The 20502-nt window shown below is 51.6% G+C and carries 17 protein-coding genes, 1 tRNA gene, 1 pseudogene, 1 riboswitch and 1 other annotated feature; of the genes and pseudogenes, 2 read left to right on the top strand and 17 right to left on the bottom strand.

Going from position 1 to position 20502, the window contains the following annotated elements:
* Positions 1 to 232 precede the first annotated feature (232 nt).
* The 7 genes from HMPREF0494_RS09225 to HMPREF0494_RS09195 all read right to left on the bottom strand — a co-directional run bounded on the left by HMPREF0494_RS09225 (position 233) and on the right by HMPREF0494_RS09195 (position 5478).
* Positions 233 to 316 (bottom strand) — tRNA-Leu (locus HMPREF0494_RS09225).
* A 591-nt stretch (positions 317 to 907) separates the two neighbouring features.
* Complete coding sequence (locus tag HMPREF0494_RS09220; RefSeq protein WP_040459047.1) at positions 908 to 1459, bottom strand: RNA polymerase sigma factor; 552 nt, start codon at positions 1457 to 1459, stop codon at positions 908 to 910.
* A gap of 410 nt (positions 1460 to 1869) precedes the next feature.
* Positions 1870 to 2562, bottom strand: a complete 693-nt coding sequence (locus HMPREF0494_RS09215; RefSeq protein ID WP_007124687.1) for a CPBP family intramembrane glutamic endopeptidase — start codon at positions 2560 to 2562, stop codon at positions 1870 to 1872.
* Entirely contained in the window at positions 2540 to 2776 is a 237-nt protein-coding gene (locus HMPREF0494_RS09210) for a hypothetical protein (protein WP_007124686.1), read from the bottom strand. Before HMPREF0494_RS09210 ends, HMPREF0494_RS09215 begins: the two co-directional genes overlap by 23 nt.
* A 66-nt stretch (positions 2777 to 2842) precedes the next feature.
* Positions 2843 to 3760, bottom strand: a complete 918-nt coding sequence (gene rbsK, locus HMPREF0494_RS09205) for a ribokinase (RefSeq protein WP_007124685.1) — start codon at positions 3758 to 3760, stop codon at positions 2843 to 2845.
* A 31-nt stretch (positions 3761 to 3791) separates the two neighbouring features.
* On the bottom strand, positions 3792 to 4811 hold the full coding sequence (gene rbsR / locus HMPREF0494_RS09200) for a ribose utilization transcriptional repressor RbsR (protein WP_007124684.1): 1020 nt from the start codon (positions 4809 to 4811) through the stop codon (positions 3792 to 3794).
* A 61-nt stretch (positions 4812 to 4872) separates the two neighbouring features.
* Entirely contained in the window at positions 4873 to 5478 is a 606-nt protein-coding gene (locus HMPREF0494_RS09195; protein ID WP_040459022.1) for a hypothetical protein, read from the bottom strand.
* A 180-nt stretch (positions 5479 to 5658) separates the two neighbouring features.
* On the opposite strand from HMPREF0494_RS09195, the gene HMPREF0494_RS09190 reads away from it, so the two are divergent.
* A complete protein-coding gene (locus HMPREF0494_RS09190) occupies positions 5659 to 6291 on the top strand; it encodes a deoxynucleoside kinase (RefSeq protein WP_007124681.1) in 633 nt (210 codons plus the stop codon).
* A 70-nt stretch (positions 6292 to 6361) separates the two neighbouring features.
* Here HMPREF0494_RS09190 and HMPREF0494_RS09185 read toward each other — a convergent pair whose 3' ends face one another.
* From HMPREF0494_RS09185 to pepV, 4 genes and pseudogenes are all read right to left on the bottom strand, one after another.
* Entirely contained in the window at positions 6362 to 7486 is a 1125-nt protein-coding gene (locus HMPREF0494_RS09185) for a glycoside hydrolase family 73 protein (protein WP_007124680.1), read from the bottom strand.
* 95 nt (positions 7487 to 7581) lie between these two features.
* Positions 7582 to 8973 (bottom strand): annotated as a pseudogene (locus tag HMPREF0494_RS09180) (L,D-transpeptidase).
* A 156-nt stretch (positions 8974 to 9129) separates the two neighbouring features.
* Complete coding sequence (locus HMPREF0494_RS09175) at positions 9130 to 9627, bottom strand: universal stress protein (protein WP_007124676.1); 498 nt, start codon at positions 9625 to 9627, stop codon at positions 9130 to 9132.
* Between the two features lie 55 nt (positions 9628 to 9682).
* Positions 9683 to 11083, bottom strand: a complete 1401-nt coding sequence (gene pepV, locus HMPREF0494_RS09170) for a dipeptidase PepV (protein WP_007124675.1) — start codon at positions 11081 to 11083, stop codon at positions 9683 to 9685.
* 80 nt (positions 11084 to 11163) lie between these two features.
* On the opposite strand from pepV, the gene HMPREF0494_RS09165 reads away from it, so the two are divergent.
* Positions 11164 to 12024, top strand: coding sequence for an NAD(P)H-hydrate dehydratase (locus HMPREF0494_RS09165; RefSeq protein ID WP_007124674.1), 861 nt, complete (start codon positions 11164 to 11166; stop codon positions 12022 to 12024).
* Positions 12025 to 12159: 135 nt separating this feature from the next.
* Here HMPREF0494_RS09165 and HMPREF0494_RS09160 read toward each other — a convergent pair whose 3' ends face one another.
* From HMPREF0494_RS09160 to HMPREF0494_RS09135, 6 genes are all read right to left on the bottom strand, one after another.
* The gene (locus HMPREF0494_RS09160; RefSeq protein ID WP_007124673.1) at positions 12160 to 13809 is read right to left on the bottom strand and encodes a putative polysaccharide biosynthesis protein; all 1650 of its coding nucleotides are present in this window, start codon (positions 13807 to 13809) and stop codon (positions 12160 to 12162) included.
* Between the two features lie 106 nt (positions 13810 to 13915).
* The gene (locus HMPREF0494_RS09155; RefSeq protein WP_007124672.1) at positions 13916 to 14179 is read right to left on the bottom strand and encodes a type II toxin-antitoxin system HicB family antitoxin; all 264 of its coding nucleotides are present in this window, start codon (positions 14177 to 14179) and stop codon (positions 13916 to 13918) included.
* 62 nt (positions 14180 to 14241) lie between these two features.
* Positions 14242 to 16662 carry a leucine--tRNA ligase gene (gene leuS, locus HMPREF0494_RS09150; RefSeq protein ID WP_040459021.1) on the bottom strand — a complete coding sequence of 807 codons (2421 nt, stop codon included), beginning with the start codon at positions 16660 to 16662 and terminating at the stop codon, positions 14242 to 14244.
* Between the two features lie 60 nt (positions 16663 to 16722).
* Positions 16723 to 16932: a binding site (T-box leader), on the bottom strand.
* Between the two features lie 48 nt (positions 16933 to 16980).
* Entirely contained in the window at positions 16981 to 18168 is a 1188-nt protein-coding gene (metK, locus tag HMPREF0494_RS09145; protein ID WP_040459020.1) for a methionine adenosyltransferase, read from the bottom strand.
* Positions 18169 to 18277, bottom strand: a riboswitch (SMK box riboswitch).
* Positions 18278 to 18326: 49 nt separating this feature from the next.
* The gene (locus tag HMPREF0494_RS09140; RefSeq protein ID WP_007124668.1) at positions 18327 to 18863 is read right to left on the bottom strand and encodes a DNA-3-methyladenine glycosylase I; all 537 of its coding nucleotides are present in this window, start codon (positions 18861 to 18863) and stop codon (positions 18327 to 18329) included.
* An 87-nt stretch (positions 18864 to 18950) separates the two neighbouring features.
* A complete protein-coding gene (locus HMPREF0494_RS09135) occupies positions 18951 to 20387 on the bottom strand; it encodes an MFS transporter (RefSeq protein ID WP_007124667.1) in 1437 nt (478 codons plus the stop codon).
* Positions 20388 to 20502 lie beyond the last annotated feature (115 nt).

Raw genomic sequence — 20502 nt, 5'->3', positions numbered from 1 at the left:
CAACCGGTTTGCCCACCGGCAGGGTTGGTTCGACCCATTCTTAAAGCAACTTCATATTATAACAAAAAACAGCTGGGGAGCAAGCCTCCCAACTGCTAAGCACTCATTCTCAATTCTCGTACTATCCCTGCTGCCGGTGGCTTAGGAGCATCAAACTCTCTGACTGATGTACGTCTAGCAAATATGGATAAAGAAAAAGCCCGGTAAAGTAATCTTTACCGGACTAACCATATGCCCCAAACAGGATTCGAACCTGTACATGGAAACCCATACAACGACCTGAACGTTGCGCGTCTGCCAATTCCGCCACTGGGGCATCGCTATTTAGTTGTTATCAACCAGACAACAATAATTATTATACTGATTCCCAGAAAAATTGCAAGCATAATTTAGGATTAATTTATTATTTTTGCAAATTCCCCCTTTTAGTGGCTTCCTGCCGCCCCATTCAATCGCCATTTCGTAACCAGTTCGTGCTAAAACCGCGCGGGGCTCCTCCACCTGCTTCAGCAACTGCCACTTACCTTATATAGAATCAAAAAAGGGACGAGAACTTAAATCCTCGTCCCTTACTTATACGGAAGGAATCTCGCTACTTTGCACTGGAACTGATTAATTAACTATCTTTGATTCTAAACTTCCGCAAAGTCGCTTTTTAACCGCCCCATCAGCGCACCCCGGTGACCACGATGGTTAGATCTAAACCTTAAGCGATGTTTCTGGTCACACTTACGTTGCTTCTGCCTACTCCTTAACTTCCTTCGGCACTGAATCGGGTGGGAGAACTTCATGACGAATCATGGACTCATTTACTTTTCCTTCCACACCCATAATATACCATATTTTGTAAGCGATTACAATATTGAGCTAAAAAAATCAGCTCACTTCATATCCCAATCATGCGCGCTTAACTGGCTTGAATAATCTCCAGCATTTTTCGCCTACTCCGTCCCATTGCACTTTGCACCTGACGCTTTGTACACCGCAGCCGTTCTGCCACCTCGTCTGTTGAGTATCCCTGGTTATAGCTAATCAGTACCTGACGTTCAAAAGGCGAGCAGGCCGCGATTAATTGCCGCAAGCAGAAATGCCCATGAACCAGTTCCTCAGGCTGACGCCATGGCTGCTCTTGCAGCATTTCTTCAGATTCCGGCGTTAACGCCCCAATTTTTTCTGCCGGAATCCGCTTGTGAGCCTGCCGGGCCCGGTATAAGTCTAAGATGCGGTTAACTAAGCTCTGCTTTAAGAAGCCGCTAAACTGATCCTTACCGTCACCCCGGTACAGCTCCAAAACCCGAAGAATTACCGGTCTTGCTTCCTGTTCCCAGTCGGCTAGCTCAAGTCCGGAAACATAATATCGTTGCCAAAGCTTGATGATTAGCGGTCGATACCGCTGAAAAATCTCTTCTTGCTTTCCGTTACCGCCATCACGTCCCTGTGGTCCTTGTTTCAAACGCATTAATAAAAACTCCCTGATATTGTCTATTGACTCGTCACGATTTTTGATCTCCTTTATTTTTATTGATCCCCCCACCATGGTATTTGCCTTCCCCATGGTCTGGTGCGTAATTCACGCAAAATCCACGTGTCTGTTAACAATTTAGCAAAATCAAAGTGGATTAACAATCCTCTGCAAAACTTTGGCAAACCGCTAATCGAACGCTCCCCAGCCGGTTCCCATTCCAGCGCACTTCCTGTTTGCCAAATCCACGGCAAAAAATCGAAAGCGCTTTTATCGATTGGCCGATTGATAAGTGACCGCGAAAAAATCCCCGCTAAAGTGCAATTAAGGCCTTCTCCCGTATATTTAATAACAGGGATAAAAAATGGCAAGCAAGGCGCTCAGCCTCACTTGCCATTTCTAAGCGATCAATTACCGGCTAGCGACATCACCATCATCAGCATCGCCAGCAAATTATTAATCCCGTGAACCAAGATACTATTTTTTAAATTGCCAGACTGTCGGTAAACGTACGTCAGGACCATCCCCATGAAGCAATAAAGCAGGAAGCTGACAATCGTCGTACTCGTATGGGCTGCCGAAAAGACCAATCCCGATAAGACCATTTTAGACCAGAGAGCATTCCGGCGAAAAAAGAGGTTCGTCAGGATGCCGCGAAAAATTAGCTCCTCCGCAATCGGGGTCAGGGTAAACGACGATATAACAAACACCACCGTAATAATCCGGTTGTGGTTAAGCAGCTGCCGGATAATCTCATTATTCGCCGTGCTCGTCTGATGAAAAAGCCACTGGTTTAACCAGCCAAAAATCATCATCCCAACCAGCAAAGCAGCATAGCCGCCAACCACCAGGCGCCAATTAATCCCCTTTGTCACCGGCAGCTGGTTACAACGCCGGTAGACCCGGCGGGCCCCAGCAATGATGGCTAAAAACAGCACTACAAAGATGACGGCTAGGGTAATCGCCAGTTCCTGATTAGCCGGGTACCGGTTGGCAATTACCACTGCCATCGGCGGCACCTGGATCAGCAGGAAGAACACCGCAACAATGCCCACCCGATAAAACCAGTTGCCCAGCCTACTTGTCCGTATTTTTTGCATTTTTCTGTTCTTCCTTCATCCGCAGTTCACGCCGCCGCTGGTAACTCCACTTTGCCGTAATCTTTGTGACAATGAGGTTGGCAACCACAAAGCCGCCAATCCACAGTACATACATCAGCCAGCCGGAGATCAGCTTAGCAATCGTCAGGGCCACCAGGACCGCAAAAATAATAAACGGCGGTAAAATCACCTTGATTAGGTATTCTGCTTTCATTAGTCATTAACCTCGCTTAAAAACTAAGGAGACGTGGCATTAACTGCCGCATCCCCCATTGCGCGTTTAGTTTTGGCCTGCCGCCAAGATTTGTTCCTTCGTCGGAATTGATGGCAAGGCCCCCATCTTTTGAACTGCTAATGAACTAGCCCGTTGTGCGTAAACCAGGGCTTTTTCAATATTGCTCATATCCGGCTTGAGCTGTGACGATAGTGCCCCGATAAAGGTATCGCCAGCTGCAGTCGTGTCGACCGCGTTGACCTTAAACGCCGGAATAAAGTTATAACCGTCCTGCGTGCAGTAGAACGCTCCCTTGGCCCCGACGGTAATGATCAGGTTGCGGACCCCCATTTGGGCAAACTTAGCCGCTGAAATCAGCATTGAGGTCTCATCAGTAATGATCACCCCAGTCAATTCCGCACTTTCCGTTTCGTTTGGAATAATCAGGTCCGTCAGCTTCAAAACTTCCGGGTCAATCTTCTGGGCCGGTGCCGGATTTAAGATGGTGGCTACGCCATTTTCCTTTGCCAGCTGGAAAGCACGGAGAGTCGCAGCTTGGGGCGTTTCAAACTGGGCCACCACAAAGTCGGCTGTCGTAATCTTATCCTGCGCCGCTTCCACATCTGCGGGACTAAGCTGCTGGTTGGCCCCGCCATAAATCAGGATACTGTTTTGCCCATTTTCATCCAGCAAAATCGACGCGGTCCCGGTACCGACCTGGTCATTTTCCCGAATTCCGGCAACGTCAATCCCGTTTGCCTTCATTTCACTTAGCATCATCTGGCCGCTATTATCCTTACCGACTTCACCGATAAAGGCGGTCTGCGCGCCGGACCGGGCGGCCGAAACTGCTTGGTTGGCCCCCTTGCCTCCTGCGGCGCTGCTCTTGCCTTCCGCTGCTAAAGTTTCGCCAGGCAGGGGCATCCGCTTGATCCGCAACGTCGTGTCGACATTTAAGCTACCGACAATTGTTACTTTATTCATTTTGTAATCCTCCTCGTGTTCTGTACTAATACTATACCATACGATATGGTGCCGTGCTCTCCCGACGAACGAGCCGCACGGGGAAGTGCTCGACCTGCTCGGACTGCCGTTTGTGGTCAATTCGGTCCAGCAGGATTTTCGTTGCGCCAACCCCTAAGTCAAAAATCGGCTGGTGGATGGTGGTCAATGGGGGATAAATGTACTCATCCAAGGCAATATCATCGTAGCCCACCACGGAAATCTCTTCCGGCACCCGGACCTTCAGTTCACGCAACCCGCGCAACAGCCCAATGGCAACGTCGTCATTAACGGTAAAGACCGCCGTGGCACCGCTGCTGGCGACCGCTCGGGCCGCTTCGTAGCCCCCCTGACGGCTGAGGTCCGTACGTAAAACATCCTCTTCATCGTTAAAGGCCAACTGATTAGCCAATAAAGTGTCCTTAAACCCGGCTAAGCGCTGCTTAAAGTTTTCCGTCAGGTAGTTAACCCCCAGGTACAAAAACTTCTGGTGGCCCAGTTCAACAAGGTGTTGCGCAGCCAGCTGGCCACCATGGTAATCATCGGTCTGGACCCGGGTCCCGACCTGATCGTAATTTCGGTCAAACAAGATGTACGGGAGCTCCCGGTTCGCCAGGGCCTGGTTAATCATTTCGGTGGTCATCCGGGCGCTTGCGATAATCAGCCCATCAATCGACCGCTCCACCATCTGCTCCAGGTAGGCCTTTTCCAGCTTCGGGTCCCGGTTCGCACTGAAGATTAACGGGATCAGTTTTTCCTGCCGCGCGACCTGTTGAACCCCTTCAACAAAGCTTCCAAAAAATGGTTCGCTGACGTTCGGCACCAATACCCCGATAGTATTGATGTTCTCCTTCATAATCAGGCTTCGGGCATGGAAGTCCGGCACGTACTGGTACTCATCCCGCAGCTTTAGGATCTTCTCGCGCGTGCTCTTGCTAAAGCGGTTGCCCTTGCCGTTCAGCACCTGAGAAACGGTCGTTACCGACACTCCGGCCAGACGGGCAATATCTCGAATTGTTACTTTTTTTCCCATGGTATTCCTCTTTAAATTAACTTTAATATGAATGGTAAGCTAAATCTGACCAGCATGCAATTTAATTTTGAAAAAGGTCCCGCATTATTTGCCGTCCCGTAGCCGCCTGGGTACCCCGCACCCGGACATAGTCAATTTGGGCGAGTAAAATCTCATACGACCATAACGACGACAGGTCCCGTTCGTTGAAGTAGTGGAGGTCAAGCTTGACCCGGTCGCGCCGGTTAATTAGGCCGGTAAAGTCGTCAGCGCCCTTGTACTTTTTCGTGCCAATCACTACGGGCAGCTGGTGGGCATATGAATCATTCAACGCGTTGTTTAGCAGGTCCCCCTTGCTAAAAGCCGGGTGGCCATCGATAAACTCTTGTACCTGCCAGAGGTCAAAGTAGCCATGGCGGTGCGCCACCTTCGTCTTTTCCGAAATCGTCAACAAGTAATCAGTATCGCTTTTAATTTTTTCAATACTGCTGATGCGAATTACAATCAGGCCATTGATTTTGCCATCCCAATCAATACTGATTACCAGGCAAAAGAGCGGATCCATCGCCACAACAAAGCCAACGTTAAAGTATTCATCATGCGGGATATTATGAATTTCAACCAAGGTCCCTCGTTGACGGGCAATCACCAACTGGGCCCGAAGCTCGTTTAATTTTGCTTTTTCCATTTTGGTATTCCTTCCCCTATCATTCCTCTTCATTTATTTTCCCGGTTTTAGCAGTTTTTTTCAAACCTTTTTGCCCGCCGCTAACCGATCGCCACTAAAGCTGGTTGAATTTATGATGGGAATCCCCCGGCTTTTGTAGTAACATGGTTCTTGTGTTAAAAAAGTTAAAGAGGGGCCACTATGGTGATTATTACAGCAGGAATGATTGGTGTTGGGAAAACAACGTTAACGGGGAAGATTGCAGAACACCTCCATACGAAAGCGTTCTTTGAACCGGTTGGCGACAATCCCGTGTTGCCACTGTATTACCAAGACCAAAAGCAATACGGTTTTTTACTACAAATCTACTTTCTTAATAAGCGGTTTTCGATGATTAAGCAGGCCTTAGCCGATGATAACAACGTCTTAGACCGGTCGATCTATGAAGACGCCCTGTTTACCAGGGAAAACAACGCTGAAGGAAACATCTCCGACACAGAGCTTGAAGTGTACCTGACGCTCCTTGACAACATGATGAAGGACCTGCAGCAGCTGCCGAAGAAAGCACCCGACCTGATGGTGTATTCCGAAACCGACTTTGAAACGATTCTTTACCGGATCAAAAAGCGGGGACGGGACTATGAACAAATCGACCATAATCCAGAGCTGAAGGATTACTACTACAAGATGTGGAGTGCCTACAAGCAATGGTACCAAGACTATGATGCAAGTCCAAAGATGAAGATTGACCTGGAAACTTATGATCTGGAGGATCCAGAAAATGTCAAGACCGTCTTGGCAATGATTGATGACCGTTTGAAGACTATCCGTTAATGCACATATCAAGCCAGCCAAGCCGAAATGGGCCTGTGACAAAACTCTGTTTTGCCGCAGGCCCATTTTTCTATGCTTTAATCAGAAAACGCCGCAGTAAGCCTAGTGCTCCGGCTGAACCAGCCCCGCCAACAATTGAGAGCCAAGTTAAATGATGGGTCGGCTTATGAGGTCCGGTTGCTTGCTGCCCCCGCACCGTTGCTACCGGCTGCTGGGTTTGTGATTTCTGGTCACCCCGACTAGCTTTCCCCGCCGGGAGATCGGCGTCGTACTTGGTTAAGCCGTAACTAGCGATAATTTTATTTAGCTTCCGATCGTATTGGGGATCCGTTGCGTACCTGCCCAGCAGGGCGTGGGTCGCCGACCGGTAATTACCGGCTTGCCCCCGGTGAACACCCGCGTATAACGGGTCGGCCAGTGTTTCTGCGTAATCGCATAGCGACTGGTAGTCATTTTCATACCAGCGAAAATGATCGTTAATCTTTTGCTCATGTCCGTCATGAGTGTATTCCGTAGTCGGCTGAAGAACTGATTTCCCGTTAAAGGACCCCTTAACCCCAAAAAGGTTATGGTAAGGTTTCCGGGCTAGTTCGCTGCTGCCCCAGTTGCTCTCTAGCGCCGCCTGGGCGATGATCACCGATGGATACAGGTCATATTCCATTCCCACCTTCTGGGCACTCTTGGCAACCCGAGAAATAAACTTGGCTTGATCCGGTGAGGGTTCCTGCGCCGGATATTCCTGCTGGTCGGGACCGGATACCGGCTGTGCTGGGGCCTGCTCTGCCGGAACAGCTGGTACGGGAGGGTTCGCGGGCGCCGTTGCCGGCGGATCCGGCTGGCCGGGCTGGGGCTGGGGACGCAGCTGCTGCCCCCGCCGATAACCGCGCTGGTAACCCGCTTGTCCGACCCTGCTTCGCGTTTGCTGGCTCAGGCTTCCCTTCAGCCCATCGCTGACTCCCTGACGAAATGATTGTTCATAGTCCTGGCTCAACTGGCTAAAGGCCGTCAAAAAGGCACTGGTGTATTCTTCGCCCCGTTGCCGAATCTGTCCCTCGTCAAGCGGCTGCTGGTTGACAATTGCCTGTTCAGCGTCCCGGTACGCCCCGTTCAGGTCAACCCCGGCTGCTAATACCGGGCTCCCATTAGCAGCTAACAGCATTCCGGCAATAATCGCAGTTAAAATTTGTTTCTTCATCTTCTCACCTCTATGTAATATATACGGTAAGAAGGGGCAAACTCCTTTTTAAAACAAAAAAAATTGACCACGCAACGCGTAGTCAATTTTTTAGTTTAGTAGATTACTACCGGTTCGTTGATTTCCATATCGTGGTAGGCGGTTCCGGCATCGCTTGGGTGCATATTAGCACAACCGTGTGAGCCACCGGTCGTCGTCAAGTATTCGGTCTTTGACCAGTTATTCCGCCAACTGGCATCGTGGAAGCCACAACCGCTGTCGGTAAATGGTGACCAGTATTGGACCGGACTGCTGTACTTCGATCCATCATCATTTAAACCCCGCAGGGTTGCCGGCGACTGCTGGTACATGATATACCAAACACCCCTTGGCGTACGGTTGCCCGGCGTGTTGCTTCCCGTAACCACGTCCGCATCAAAGACGCACTTGCCGTCCTTGTAGAACCAAACGTGCTGGTCTGCTAAGGATAGCTCAACGTAGGTGTCGCCAATTCCGTCGTTGCTTGTGACCCCGTAGCCGGTCCCGTGGCGGTTGTAGCCGATGCCGTAAATATCATTCTTGGCACTAACACTCTTCTTGTTATCCGCCAGGGCATTAGCCAGGGTCTGCCCAGCAAGCTGCTCGCTGATCTTCCAACCATACGAACCCTTATCGCTAGTGGTAATTTCCTTTCCGGCGTGGGTCCTAAACTTAAACGACTTGCCCAGGGTGGCCTGCTTTTAGTTAATTTTGGCAATCCGCCCCTTTACCGCGCTCGTGTCAAAGCTGTACTTGCCATGCTGGTAGGTCGCCCGGGTAATTACATCATCGGCGGAAAAGTGATACGATTCCTTTTCCACCTTGTAGGTAACCTTCCGTTTACTCAGCGCTTCTAACTTTGCCTTTTCCTTTTGCACGGTTTTGCTGTCCGCCGTAAGCGGGTGGGTATGGTGAGCGGTTAACCGAATCGTTCCGTTGGCCCGTTGGCGATTAAACTGCTGAATAAGGTCCCGGACGTCATACTGGTTTCCCTTCTTCGCAGCTACCGTTGAAACCGTCCCGTTCTTCAGTTCAGCATAGGCATCAACTGGCGCCCGCCGGCCCTGGTTCATTTTTTCAGTTTCAGCGTAAACCGCCCGGCGCATGAGCGCGGTTTGGTCATCGTCCAGCTGGCTCGGCATTACGTTAACGTTTTGCTTCTTGCTGGACGGGAAGAAGGTCCGTTGTTCCTTTTGGGCAGCGGCAAACTTGCTTTTATCTGCGCTGGTGATCCCCGACGCACTGGCCTTGCCTTGGTAGACTAGCCGGCCGTTAATGTAGACCTGGTTTGCCCGCGTGCTCTCCTTGACCTTTTGATAGGCCTGGTCAACCGTCATTCCCCCGACTGCCACCCCATTAACAGTCGTGTTCCGGTTAAAGTGACCATGCTGGTGCCAACTCATTACTCCCAGTAAAACCACTAGGACAGCAATGACCGCAATAATATAGTTTCTTAGCTTCAATTGCATTTTCTAACTCCCTAGATTCAAGAATTTTGCTTTACCTAAATAAAGTTAACATTTGCATTATACCAGCATTTCACAATAATGATACCGTTAAGCAAGCAGATTTAAAAAACTTTGCTGGTCCCCTCATTACTCAAGGGCGCCAGCAAAGTTTCTGAACTAAATTTCTGGATAACTGTTCTTTTTGACGTCAATCTTATGATTATCAAGGTCCGTCTTAACAACGGTAACGTCACATGGGGCTTCCCGAATCGTATAGACCGCCGTTGAACCGACGATCAGACGCCCGACCACGTTTAAGCCGGTCGCGCCGATTAGGATCAGGTCAATTCCATTTTGCTTCGGGTAATTTTCAGCCAATTCTAGTTTGGCATTGCCGACCTCAACTGCGGTCACCACGTCGGTAATGCCGGCCGCCTGGGCCCGTTTTTCGTACTCAGCCAGCTTCTCCTTCATCGTTTCAATTGCCGGCTTATAAATGCTCCGGTCAACGAAGCCATAACCGTTCGGTCCCCCTGACGGAAGCCGCTCACCGTTAATCACACTGAGCAAGTAGAGCTTGGCACCATTTTGCTTAGCAACTTCAAGGGACTTGGCAAAGGCCATATCAGACTGCTTAGAACCATCAATCCCAACCAAAATTTTTTGATAACTCATTAGAAACCGCCTCCATAGTTTGTTTAAGCCTATTTTAGCATATCTTCAGCATTCATTAATCAGTAACCAGGTCATTAATTGCTTCCATGTAAATGGCCATTGATTTAATCAAGTCGGCGACCGGCTGGAACTCATTCGCCTGGTGCATCGTGTTTGGCGTGTTCGGCATCAGCGCACCAAAGGCGACTCCCCGCTTCATCAACCGGCCATAGGTCCCGCCACCGACAACCTCGGGCTTGGCAGCCTGGTCACCGGTCTGGTCAATGTACGCCGCCATCAGCGTCTTCACGATTGGATCATCAGGAGCAACGTAGTGCGGCGCTTGGGCCGGTCCCTGCTGCACGCTGATCCCCAGCGGGTCGGCAACCTTTCTTACGGTCGCTTCTAGCTGATCAGGCGTAATCCCCTTGGGGAAGCGGAAATTCATGTTGATATCACCGCCAGCCGCCGCGGTGAAGTTAAGGATTCCGGCATTCATGGTCAACTCTCCCATTACCGGATCAGTAAAGGCACCGTCAAACTTGTCCATCCGGGTATCAAGGTGGAGGTAGTGGCCAAGAAAGTGGACAAAGCTGCCGGCCCCGCCAGCAAAGTCATACTGGTCCAAGAAGTGGGCAAGGTAAGTGCCGGCATTAATTCCCTTTTCCGGTTCCATGCCGTGAGCTGCCTTCCCAATAACGGTCAGTTTCAGCCCCGCCGCCGTTTCCTCTGCTTCACCGGTAACCGGATTCTCCGCGATAAAGCGGGCGAAATCCTCCTTCACCTGCTGGGGATCGGCAACCTGAACCAGGGTCTCTGCCTCCCGGGGTACCATGTTAAAACGGAGCCCAGACTTGAAATACTTGAGCTGGGCGGCTCCTTCGTTAGTTGCCGGCGTTTTCAGCAGCAATGATACCTGGCCCTTTTCACCGTTGATTACCGGGAATTCGGCATCTGGTGAAAAGCCCATGGTCGGCGCAGGCTCTACTTCAAAGTAGCGGTGCATCCCCGTCCAGTTGCTTTCTTCATCGGTACCGACGATAAAGCGAACCCGCTTATTAAACTTTACTCCCTGATCCTTGAGGTACTTGAGGGCGTAGTAAGCGGCCATTCCAGGTCCCTTATCATCCGAAGCCCCCCGGCCGTAAAGGTTGCCGTCCTTAATTACCGGGTCAAAGGGGTCGGTATCCCAGCCCTTGCCGGCCGGCATTACATCTAGGTGGGCTAATATTGCCAGGGTTTCATCCCCCGCGCCACACTCCGCATAGCCAACCAGGTTATCGATATTCTTCGTCTTAAAGCCATCCTGGTCCGCCATCTCTAAAAAAGCCTTGAGCGCTTGCGCCGGCCGTGGGCCTAACGGATATTCATCAGTTGCGGCCTCGTCATCACGAACACTGGGAATCTTCATCAACGCCACCAGGTCGTTTAAGTAATCTTTCTCTTGGCTCTGGGCCGCTTGCAACCATTCTGTCATTTTTGTCCCTCCATCTAATCAATTAACTAAAATAATGATACCATTATTATAACGATTACAAAATCTAAAGGAGTTTTAAAATGGAAAAGTTAACCGATCAAATCCTGCACGAGGTCATTCAACCCCGTCCAGCAAATAGTTTTAAGGGAACCTTTGGCAAAGTAACCCTGGTCGGTGGCAACCGCAACTTTGGCGGTGCCATCATCATGGCCTCCACCGCCGCCGTCTGCGCCGGAGCCGGCCTCGTAACTACCGCGACCGCTGCCAGCAATTCAGGGGCCCTTCACGCTCAATTGCCGGAAGCAATGTTTGCCGACTTTACCGCCGACCAGCAGCTGGCCGACCTGGTAAGGGCCGCAACAACGGTCGTCGTCGGGCCGGGCCTGGGGGACGACGCTCAGAGCCTCCATATTCTAAAAAACGTTTTTAACCATGTCCGCCCCGAGCAAAACTTGGTAATTGATGGCTCAGCAATTACCCTGATGGCCCGTGAAGAGCTATCCGCACCAGCCGCCAATGTGATCTACACCCCTCACGAGATGGAATGGCAACGCCTTTCTGGGATCAAAATTGGCGAACAAACGGAGGCCCGGAACCGGGCCGTCCGTGATCAGCTCAACGCAACCGTTGTCCTCAAGAAACACCACACCGAAATTTACACCGCCGACCAGGTCTACCAGCTGACGATTGGTTCCCCCGCCCAGGCTGTCGGCGGCATGGGTGATACCCTTGCCGGGATGGTCGGTGGCTTTACCGCCGAATTTAACGACCAGCCGCAAAAAGCCGTTCTCGCGGCGGTCTATGCCCATAGTGCAATTGCCGACCAGATTGCGGAGAGCCAGTACATCGTCCTCCCCCACCAGATCAGCCGGGCCCTTCCCGCCTTCATGAAGAAAATGGAACAGGACCCCAACGAGCACCAGATTGGCTTTTTAAGTTAATTTCCCGGGAAATTTTATTTCATCTAAAAGGGGCTGGTGAGAAAACCGCGGTTTTCTCACCAGCCCTTGCTAGTTCTTAATTATTGTAAAGGTAACGTGGAAACCACCGGCGAACTCCCACCTTTTTAACGATTCCTAGCTAATCCGCAGCTTTTGCCGTAACGTCGCCGACCGGGGACCGATGATCCGGTCCGCTAGACGGTACTTCAACGCCAGGTAGGCAAAGACGCTGGCACCAATTGCGACCCCGAGCAGCAGGGCAAAGAAGGCGGTAAAGCGGCCGTACGGACTGATAAAGTGCCCGAGAAGCACCATTACCGCCTTAGTAACAGCGTACATAATCAACGAGAAGCAGAGAATTTGGTTGGTGGCCTTCGCCATCTGGTTAAAGTGCAGGCCAAATTCCATATTGAACGAATGAAGAATCAGGTAGTCAATCACAAACATTGACAGGCAGGTCGACAGCAGCGGCCCCATCCCCTGCAGGAGGAGGATACACGGGTACTGCAACGCCAGCTTGATGACAATCCCAATTCCGAGGAATTTCATCATCCGGCGGTTTTCCGAAATCCCCTGCATCATCGCTGCGGCAACGGTATACAAGCCCATAGGAATCGCCACAAAGGCCGCAAATTCCAGGATGACGATCCCGGCGTGGTCATAGCGGTAAAAGACCGTATACATCTGCTGGGCCACCGCGGCCAAGCCGAGTGAAGAAGGAATCATGATGAAGTAGAAGAGCTGCAGGACGTTTTCAATCTGCTTGCGCATCCCCAGCTGGTCATTTTGGGCCCGCGCTGTTGCCAACAGCGGAATCACCGTGGCCGCCATCGCGCTCGCTAAGGAAATAATAATCGTGTACAGCTTGTTGGCATTAAAGGCAAAGAGCGCGTAGAGGACGGTTTCCTGGTAGCGGGTAAATTGGCCGACCCGGAACAGGATCCAGGGGAAAGTATACTGGTCAATCAGCATAAAGATGGCCACCCCAGATTCAATCACGATAAACGGAATCGACTGGTAAACCATCTTGCCAATCAGACTGAGCGTCGACACCGACCGGTTCGGCTTCCCCCGGTTAACCAGTTCGTTCATTTCCCGCCGGTGGCGCAGCCAAAACCAGGCCAATACGGCGCCGGCGCCCAGGGCCCCGATGAAAGCCGCAAAGGTCGACTGAGTAACCGCATCGACCCAGCTCCCCTTTTGAATCTTCATAATCAGGTAGGTCGCGCCAAGCATATAAACCACCCGGAAGACCTGTTCGACAAACTGGGAAATCCCTGACGGGGCCATCCAATTATACCCTTGCAGGAAGCCACGGCTCATCGCCAGGGCCGGAATAATCAGCACTGCCCAGGCCAAGGACCGAATTACCGGCACCACGTTGGGATCGTGGTTTGACAGGCCCGGTGCCCAGGCCATCATGACGATTGCACAAACGATTCCCATTGCCAGTGCAACATACATACTGGAGTAGTATAGACGGCGACTGACGCCGTATTCATTCAGGCCATTATAGTGGGCCACCATCTTGGAAATTGCCGACGGCAGTCCGGCCGTGGCAATCGTCAAGAAGATATTATAAATGTTATAGCCCTGTGCATAAAGAGCGTTAGCTTCATTGCTATAAGCATCAAACCAGGTTACCCAGGGGATAACGTAAATCGCGCCGAGGATCCGGGAAGTGATGCTACCGACCGTCATCCAGGCCGAACCACTCAGCATCTTCTCCCGGGCATCCTTATTATCAGCCGCAAGCGGCGACCCGTTAGTGTGTTCTTCATTCATGATTCATAAATTTCCTGCCTTCTTCAAAAATAAGCAATCTTAATCATTTTAGCGTGAATCAGACCGGGGCGCAATTTCTTTTCGCCTTTTTTAGCTTTCCTTAATGCTAATACTGGTCGAGGTCGACCCGGACCTCCTGAACGGTTGCTCCCGGGTGGGCAGCGGCCACTTCCGCCAATGGACTGGCCGCGGGCGCCGCCTCAAAGTGGCCCAGCTTATCGTTAAGGGTGATTGCCAGCCCCAGCCGAGCAAACTCCATCGCCTCCGCCATCGTTTTCCCCTGGGTAAAGGCCTCCGGAAGATCGGGAAAGTCAACGAGAATTTGCCCATCCCGCGGGGTAAAAACGGCCGGATAAGTTACAATTTCCATTTTCAGGGTTCCTTTCTGAATAAAAAGGCCCGGGAAAAATCCACGGGACCTTTTGAAACTATTTACTTGGCAACAATGTTTACAATTTTGTTTGGCACCACAATTACTTTCTTAATGTCCTTGCCAGCCGTAAACCGTTGAACGTGTTCGTTGGCCAAAGCCCGCTGTTCGGCCTCTTCTTTGGACGTGTCCTTGGCCATCTTGACCTTCGCCCGGACCTTGCCGTTTACCTGGAGGATCATCTCAACTTCATTTTCTACCAACGCTTGCGGGTCGTACTCTGGCCACGGCTGGTAAGCGATCGTCTCACTGATCCCAAACTGGCTCCACAGTTCTTCCGCGACGTGCGGCATAATTGGGGAGATCATCTTGATAAAGCCCTGCATATATTCAGCTGGTAAGTCATCAACCTTGTATGCTTCGTTGACAAAGACCATCAGTTGCGAGATCGCCGTGTTAAAGTGCATCCGTCCGAGGTCTTCCGTGACCTTCTTGACGGTCTGGTTGTAAACCTTGGTCAGCTTACCATCGTTGAAGTTTGACACCCGGTCCCGGAGGTGGTTGTTGTCATCCATCAGCAAACGCCAGACCCGCTGGATCCACTTGTAGGAACCGTGCAGACCTTCTTCATCCCACGGCACGGACTCCGTCAGCGGCCCCATAAACATTTCGTACAACCGTAACGTGTCGGCCCCGTACTTATCAACAATATCGTCCGGGTTAACCACGTTGCCCTTGGACTTCGACATCTTTTCGTGGTTGGACCCCAAAATCATCCCCTGGTTAACCAGCTTCATAAATGGTTCCTTCGTCGGCACTAAGCCCAGGTCATAGAGAACCTTGTGCCAGAAACGGGCGTAAAGTAGGTGAAGGACGGCGTGTTCCGCCCCGCCGACGTACAGGTCAACCGGTGACCAGTAGTCTAAAGCCTCCTTAGAAGCAAATTCCTTGCTGTTGTGCGGGTCCGTATAGCGGAGCCAGTACCAAGAGGAACCAGCCCATTGCGGCATCGTATTGGTTTCCCGCAGGCCATGACGGCCGTTTTCATCGTAGACGTTGACCCAGTCCTCGACGTTTGCCAGCGGACTTTCACCGGTTCCCGATGGTTCGATATTGTCGGTATCCGGCAGCTTCAACGGCAGTTCATCTTCTGGAACCAGCGAGGTCGTGCCGTCATCCCAGTGAATGACTGGAATTGGTTCGCCCCAGTAACGTTGCCGGCTGAAGATCCAGTCCCGCAGGCGGTAGTTGACCTTCTTGTGACCGGCATCGTGTTCTTCCAGCCAGTCAATCATCTTCGCCTTGGCCTCCTTGATGTTCAGGCCATCCAGGAAGCCAGAGTTGATGTGCTTGCCGTCGCCGTCAAAGGCCCCTTCGGAAAGGTCAGCGCCCTCGATAATCGGCTTGATCGGCAGGTCAAACTTCTTGGCAAAGTCGTAGTCTCGCTGGTCGCCAGACGGAACCGCCATCACGCATCCGGTCCCGTAGGAAGCCAGAACGTAGTCGCTAATCCAGATTGGCAGCTTTTCGCCATTCACCGGATTAATAACGTAGGACCCGGTAAACACCCCAGTCTTTTCCTTGTTCAGATCGGTCCGTTCCAAGTCTGAACGGCGGGAAGCCTCTTCCTGGTACTGGGCCACCGCTTCCTTGTGTTCCGGCGTGGTCAGCTGGTCAACCAACTCCTGCTCCGGTGCCAAGACTACGTAGGAGGCGCCAAAGAGGGTGTCGGCCCGGGTGGTAAAGACCTCAATCTTCGTTTCTTCGTCACCGGCAACCGGGAAGAAGACGGACGCCCCCTCAGAACGGCCAATCCAATTCCGCTGCATTTCCTTGACGCTTTCTGGCCAGTCCACCAGGTCGAGGTCCTTGATCAGACGGTCGGCATAGGCGGTAATCTTTAGAACCCACTGCTTCATCGGCTTCCGGTAAACCGGGTAGCCGCCCCGCTTGGTCTTGCCGTCTTCCACCTCTTCGTTGGCCACCACGGTTCCGCCCATAAAGTCGGGGGCCCAGTTAACCATGATTTCACTTTCGTAGGCCAGCCCCTTCTTGTAGAGCTGTTCAAAAATCCACTGGGTCCACTTGTAGTATTCCGGATCCGTCGTGTTGATTTCCCGATCCCAATCGTAGGAAAAACCCAGCGCCTGGATTTGATCGCGGAAGTGGTCAATGTTCTTGTTGGTAAAGTTCTTCGGGTTGTGACCCGTTTTAAGGGCATACTGCTCCGCCGGCAGGCCAAAGGCGTCCCAGCCCATTGGGTGCAGCACGTTGAAGCCCTGCATCCGCTTCATCCGGGACATCACATCGGTCGCGGTATAACCCTCGGGGTGGCCGACGTGCAACCCCTGACCGGAGGGGTACGGGAACATATCAAGGGCGTAAAACTTTTTTTGGTCCTTGTTAATGTCCGCCTTAAAGGTTTGGTTCTTTTTCCAGAACTTTTGCCACTTTTTTTCAATCGTTGTGTGATCGTAAGCCATAGTCTGTCTCCTTTTCTTTACCATGATCGTAATAAAAAAGTCCCGCAGAAGCCTGCACTTCTCCGAGACGAAATCTAATCCGCGGTACCACCCGTTTTCTATGGATCTCCATAGCACTTTAAGCCTTAACGCGGTCAGACGTCACCACCTACTTCATTCAGCGGCAATCTTACCGGATGAGTTCACCAGATGGCTGTCCCTGCTTCACAGCACCAGCAGGTCTCTGTCGGCAGTCCATCCGGCTACTACTTCCGTTACGATCAAAATATTAATTGTATTCTAACTTCATCATCGACAATTTGCAAGCAGGGAATGAAATTAACCCAGAATCTGTTTTAATTCCGCAACCTTGTCCAGGTGTTCCCATGGCAGGTCAACGTCGGTCCGGCCGAAGTGGCCATACGCCGCCGTCTGCTTGTAGATTGGCCGCTTGAGGTCCAGCATCTCAATAATTCCGGCCGGCCGCAGGTCAAAGACCTTACGGACCGCCGCAATCAGTTCTGCCTCACTCTTCGTACCGGTCCCAAAGGTATCAATCGAAATTGACACCGGTTCCGCTACCCCAATGGCGTAGGCAACCTGAATCTCCAGTTTCTTGGCGTAGCCAGCGGCAACCAGGTTCTTCGCAATGTACCGGGCCGCGTAGCTAGCGGACCGGTCGACCTTCGTCGCGTCCTTGCCGGAGAAGGCCCCGCCACCGTGGTGAGCAGCCCCGCCATAAGTATCAACAATTACCTTCCGGCCGGTTAAGCCAGCGTCCCCCTGCGGGCCACCGATTACGAAGCGGCCGGTTGGGTTAATGAAGTACTTGGTTTGATCGTCAAGCAATTCAGCAGGAATCACCGCCTTGATTACTTGTTCCTTAACGTCGTGCCGGATTTGTTCCAGCGTAACGTCCGGATCATGCTGGGTACTCAGTACCACCGTGTCGACCCGGAGCGGCTTGCCAGCATCGTCGTATTCAACGGTTACTTCAGCCTTGGCATCTGGCCGCAAGTAGGAGATTGTACCTTCCTTACGGAGCTTAGCAATCCGCTGCATCAGCTTGTGGCTGAGCATTAAGGTCAACGGCATGTATTCTGGCGTTTCGTCGGTTGCGTAACCGAACATCAAGCCCTGGTCACCGGCACCAATCTTATCGAGCGGATCACTATCACCGGACCGTGTTTCCAGTGAATCGTCAACCCCCTGGGCAATGTCTGGTGACTGTTCATCTAAGGCGGTGATAACCGCACAGTTGTCCGCGTCAAAGCCGTACTTGCCATCGGTATAGCCAATCTTGCGAATGGTGTCCCGGACCACCTTTTGGATGTTTACGTAACCCTTGGTGGATACTTCACCAAATACCAGGACCAAGCCGGTCGTAACCGATGTTTCAACGGCCGCCCGCGCGTCCGGATCCTCCGTCAGCAGTGCGTCAAGGATAGCGTCGCTGATCTGGTCGGCAATCTTATCCGGGTGCCCTTCAGAAACTGATTCTGATGTGAAGAGGTGTTTTTCTGTCATCTTTATTAATTCCCCCATATTCTAGTCGAAACTCTAGTAGTAGTTTTGTAGTTGCGGTTACAAGGCATCTTCACAATTAAGTGAATCCTATCGGGAATTTGCTTCATAACGAAGACAATACTATCACATCATAACATTAATAATCAATTAAGAATTTATTAAAGGCGGGCATTTACCAGGCCGACCGCCGTCATGAACGAATAGACCGTGGTCGGCCCAACGAAGGCCAAGCCATCTTTTTTCATCTGACGGGCAATTTGCCGTGACTGGTCCGTTTGGGCAGGCAAGGCTTCCCCCGCTTTCACGATTAAACGCTGCGGCTGGTAATCGACAAAGTGCCAAACGTAGTCATCGAATGTCTGCCCAGCGGTGTGCAGTCCCGTGATTACCCGGGCGTTGTGAATCACCGCCTCAATTTTGCGACGGTTGCGAATAATTTCCGGATCATCCAGCAATCGTTCGACATCCTGGGCATTAAAAGCAGCAACTTCGTCAATTTGAAAATCACGAAACGCCCGTTCAAAGCCGGCGCGCCGCTGCCAAATCGTTGCCCAGCTTAGGCCGGCTTGGAACGCCTCCAGGCTTAGCATTTCAAATAAAAAGCGCTCGTCGTGAACGGGAAAGCCCCAGTAATGGTCATAGTAATCCTGCATGGCAACGGAAGCGTTTGCCCAGGCGGGACGGTTAATTTGCATCTTTCTTCCCTCCTTTTTAGTAAAGAGCCGCAGCTGGCGACTCAGCTCCAGCTACGACTCCCCTGTCATTTAAATACGGTTCTTAGCCTATTTTGCACCCTGGCGTTTGCTATCTTTAAGGAGCAATGCCAACCCAAGGCCGACCAATTCAATTACCACCATCATTACAAAAACCAAGTGGTAGCCGTGGAGGTTCGCTGCCAACGGCTTGCTTCCGGCACTCAGGGCGTGGGCACTAGCAACCGTCAGGACAATCGTCGCTACGGCCACCCCGGCAGAACCCAGGACCTGGCGAACCGTGGTAATCACGGCCGTCCCGTGGGGAACCAGTTCGTCGGGAAGGGCGTTCGCCCCAAGCGTCACTGCCGGCATCATCACGAAGGCGTTCCCGCCCTCAATAATCATTGCACATAAAATCATTGCCACCAGGCTCAACCGGTTGAGCAGCAGCAAGCCGGCCAGCCAGCCGCAGATAATCATGACCATGCCCACCAGCATCGTCGGTTTAAAGCCAATCCGATCGGCTAATTTTCCCGACAGCGGGTTGAGGATGCTTAAAAAGACCGCCCCCGGGACCAACGACATCCCCGAAATAAAGGGGCTGACGTGCAAGACGCCCTGGTAGTACAAGGGGAAAATAATCGTTGTAACGATCAGGGCAATGTAGGAAATGGAGGTCAAAAGAACCGCCAAGTCATAATTAAAGGTCTTGAGGACCCGCAATTCAAGCAGCGGTTCTGCCAGGTGCAGCTGCCGGTAGCAGAACCAGGCGACCGCCGCGAGGCTGACCGCCAGGATTCCCCCGTTGAGGACCCAATCGACGTCTTGCTTGGCGGCCAAATTGACCACGTACATAATCCCAATCAAACCGATCGACAGGAAAACGGACAGCCAGTCCAGCACCGTTTTGTGCCGGGGCATGACGTCCCTAATCAAACCGGTTCCCGCCATTACCATAATCAGGGTGATTACGATCATGAAAAAGCCAAACAAGCTCTTCCAGTCAAAGAATTTCAGAATAATCCCAGAAACGATCGGACCGCAGGCAAGGGCTGACCCCATTACCAGGCCGGCAATCCCCATGGTCGTCCCCCGTTTGTCCTTCGGCGTAATTTCCAAGAGCACCGACTGGTACGACGGGAAAAGGACCCCGACCGCAAAGGCCTCCAGTGCCCGGCCAACCATCATAAACCAAAAGCCGTTGCTTCCCCAGCTTGCCGGGGTCAGGACAATCATCAGGGAGCCAACGTCAAACAGCCCCAGCGCAACGATAAACATCGTTTTAAAGTTAAGGTTGTTCAGCATCCAGGGGCTAATCGGCATACTGACGCACATCACCAGCATAAAACCAGTTGTCAGCCACTGAACGGTATCGGCAGAAATGCCAAAGGCCCGCATTAGGGTCGGGTACGCCGTAGAAAGCGATGACTGGCTGATTGACATCGTAAAGGTCCCTACTAGCAAGGTACAAATGAACCAAAAACGACTGTAAGCCCGCCCGTTTTGGTCAATACTCTTCTCCATCTAATCTACTCCCTTTTTAGAACTATTATTATTTGCCAGTTATCAATTATATATTTTGAATCTATCCTTGTAAATGGTATAATATCAATAGATTATAACTATTTTAAATTAAGAA

This window comes from Limosilactobacillus antri DSM 16041 (assembly GCF_000160835.1).
Taxonomy (GTDB): domain Bacteria; phylum Bacillota; class Bacilli; order Lactobacillales; family Lactobacillaceae; genus Limosilactobacillus; species Limosilactobacillus antri.
The sequence above is the reverse complement of the archived record's forward strand: the minus strand, read 5'-3'. Positions and strand labels throughout refer to the sequence as shown.

Bases quoted from the DNA above. Each gene is read 5' to 3' on its own strand.
- HMPREF0494_RS09220 (WP_040459047.1), bottom strand. From the start codon at position 1,459: ATGCGTTTGAAACAAGGACCACAGGGACGTGATGGCGGTAACGGAAAG.
- HMPREF0494_RS09215 (WP_007124687.1), bottom strand. From the start codon at position 2,562: ATGCAAAAAATACGGACAAGTAGGCTGGGCAACTGGTTTTATCGGGTG.
- HMPREF0494_RS09210 (WP_007124686.1), bottom strand. From the start codon at position 2,776: ATGAAAGCAGAATACCTAATCAAGGTGATTTTACCGCCGTTTATTATT.
- rbsK (WP_007124685.1), bottom strand. From the start codon at position 3,760: ATGAATAAAGTAACAATTGTCGGTAGCTTAAATGTCGACACGACGTTG.
- rbsR (WP_007124684.1), bottom strand. From the start codon at position 4,811: ATGGGAAAAAAAGTAACAATTCGAGATATTGCCCGTCTGGCCGGAGTG.
- HMPREF0494_RS09195 (WP_040459022.1), bottom strand. From the start codon at position 5,478: ATGGAAAAAGCAAAATTAAACGAGCTTCGGGCCCAGTTGGTGATTGCC.
- HMPREF0494_RS09190 (WP_007124681.1), top strand. From the start codon at position 5,659: ATGGTGATTATTACAGCAGGAATGATTGGTGTTGGGAAAACAACGTTA.
- HMPREF0494_RS09185 (WP_007124680.1), bottom strand. From the start codon at position 7,486: ATGAAGAAACAAATTTTAACTGCGATTATTGCCGGAATGCTGTTAGCT.
- HMPREF0494_RS09175 (WP_007124676.1), bottom strand. From the start codon at position 9,627: ATGAGTTATCAAAAAATTTTGGTTGGGATTGATGGTTCTAAGCAGTCT.
- pepV (WP_007124675.1), bottom strand. From the start codon at position 11,083: ATGACAGAATGGTTGCAAGCGGCCCAGAGCCAAGAGAAAGATTACTTA.
- HMPREF0494_RS09165 (WP_007124674.1), top strand. From the start codon at position 11,164: ATGGAAAAGTTAACCGATCAAATCCTGCACGAGGTCATTCAACCCCGT.
- HMPREF0494_RS09160 (WP_007124673.1), bottom strand. From the start codon at position 13,809: ATGAATGAAGAACACACTAACGGGTCGCCGCTTGCGGCTGATAATAAG.
- HMPREF0494_RS09155 (WP_007124672.1), bottom strand. From the start codon at position 14,179: ATGGAAATTGTAACTTATCCGGCCGTTTTTACCCCGCGGGATGGGCAA.
- leuS (WP_040459021.1), bottom strand. From the start codon at position 16,662: ATGGCTTACGATCACACAACGATTGAAAAAAAGTGGCAAAAGTTCTGG.
- metK (WP_040459020.1), bottom strand. From the start codon at position 18,168: ATGACAGAAAAACACCTCTTCACATCAGAATCAGTTTCTGAAGGGCAC.
- HMPREF0494_RS09140 (WP_007124668.1), bottom strand. From the start codon at position 18,863: ATGCAAATTAACCGTCCCGCCTGGGCAAACGCTTCCGTTGCCATGCAG.
- HMPREF0494_RS09135 (WP_007124667.1), bottom strand. From the start codon at position 20,387: ATGGAGAAGAGTATTGACCAAAACGGGCGGGCTTACAGTCGTTTTTGG.